The sequence below is a fragment of the Mycolicibacterium vinylchloridicum genome (genome assembly GCF_013404075.1).
Taxonomy (GTDB): Bacteria; Actinomycetota; Actinomycetes; order Mycobacteriales; family Mycobacteriaceae; genus Mycobacterium; species Mycobacterium vinylchloridicum.
On the sequence record NZ_JACBJQ010000178.1, the window covers coordinates 1 to 1,298 of the forward strand.

The 1,298-nt window shown below is 63.3% G+C and carries 2 protein-coding genes; both read right to left on the minus strand.

Going from position 1 to position 1,298, the window contains the following annotated elements; genetic code table 11:
* Positions 1–30 precede the first annotated feature (30 nt).
* Positions 31–966 (minus strand): IS3 family transposase, encoded by a 936-nt coding sequence (locus HPC46_RS34410; protein ID WP_005148431.1) that lies wholly within the window; start codon positions 964–966, stop codon positions 31–33.
* Positions 963–1,253 (minus strand): transposase, encoded by a 291-nt coding sequence (locus HPC46_RS34415; protein WP_005148432.1) that lies wholly within the window; start codon positions 1,251–1,253, stop codon positions 963–965. The genes HPC46_RS34410 and HPC46_RS34415 overlap by 4 nt, the downstream gene beginning before the upstream one ends.
* Positions 1,254–1,298 lie beyond the last annotated feature (45 nt).

Consider the following 1,298-nt stretch of genomic DNA (forward strand, 5'->3'; position numbering starts at 1 on the left):
TGGGGTTCCCCCGAGATCGTGGAGGGTTCCTTATGCCGCTTGCGGCTTGGTCTTGGATTCCCTGATCTCGTAGTTGACGGGCGATAACCCGTCGGCGGAGCTGTGCCGGCGTTGGTGATTGTAGAACGTGTAGCACCAGTCGATAACCACCGCCTGAGCGTGAACTGTATCATGGAACCGGTTGCGGGACAGCACTTCCCATTCCAGCGAGGAGAAGAACGCCTCCGCGGCGGCATTATCGAAACACGACCCGACACGGCCCATCGATTGGCGAATCCCCAACGTCCGGCACAACGTCGTGAAACTGTTGGCGGTATAGGTGCTACCGCGATCGGTGTGGAAAATGAGGCGCTCGGACTCCTGCTCGCGCCAGATCGCCTGACGGCCACCTCGGGCCGCCACGGCCATCGTGATGGCTGCACACGCCAGCTCGGCATCCGGGTGCAGGCCCATCGCCGCCCCCAGCAGCCGACGGCTGTAAAGGTCGATCACCGTCGCCAGATACAGCTTCTGACCACACTCGGTCGGGATCTCGGTCATGTCGCCCACCCATCTACAGTTCGGCTCGGCCGCGCTGAAGTCCCGTTTGACCAGGTCAGGGAACTTCGGTGCCGTCTTGTCCTGGCGGGTCAGCCCGCTGCGCCGCTTGATGCGGCGCGCGACCAGTCCCTGGCGGCGCATCGAATCGGCTACCGTCTTCTCCGAGACCTCCCAGCCCAGATCACGCAGGTCAGCCACCAGCCGCGGGGACCCATGCAAGCCCCTGGCCTTGCCGAACGCCGCGGTGACCGCCTCGTCGAGTGCGACACGGCGCCGATCGGTGCCGGTGTGCACTCCATCAGCAGATTCGGCACGGCCGATCCACTTGTAGAACCACGACACACCGACACCCAACAGCAGACACGTGAATGTATGAGGCACACGGTATTTGGTCCTCTGGTCGGCGATGAAGCGTGCCACGCTCACTTCGTCGCCTCCTTCACCCACAGGACCACGGATCGCTTGAGAACATCGCGCTCCATCCGCAACTCGGCGTTCTCGCTGCGCAACCGCTTGAGCTCATCGAGGTCATCGCGAGTCAGCTCGCCGCGCCCCTCGCGGGCCTCCCGTGCACGTGTCACCCAGTTGCCCAGCGTGCCCTCGTGCACCCCGAGATCACGCGCAACCTGGGCAATTGGTTTACCCGTCTCTTCGACGATCCGGACAGCACCCTCACGGAACTCCCGGTCGTACTTCTTCCGTTTCTCTGGCATCTCGATCCCTATTGTTGATGCCTCCACGGTCTCGGGGGAAGTTCA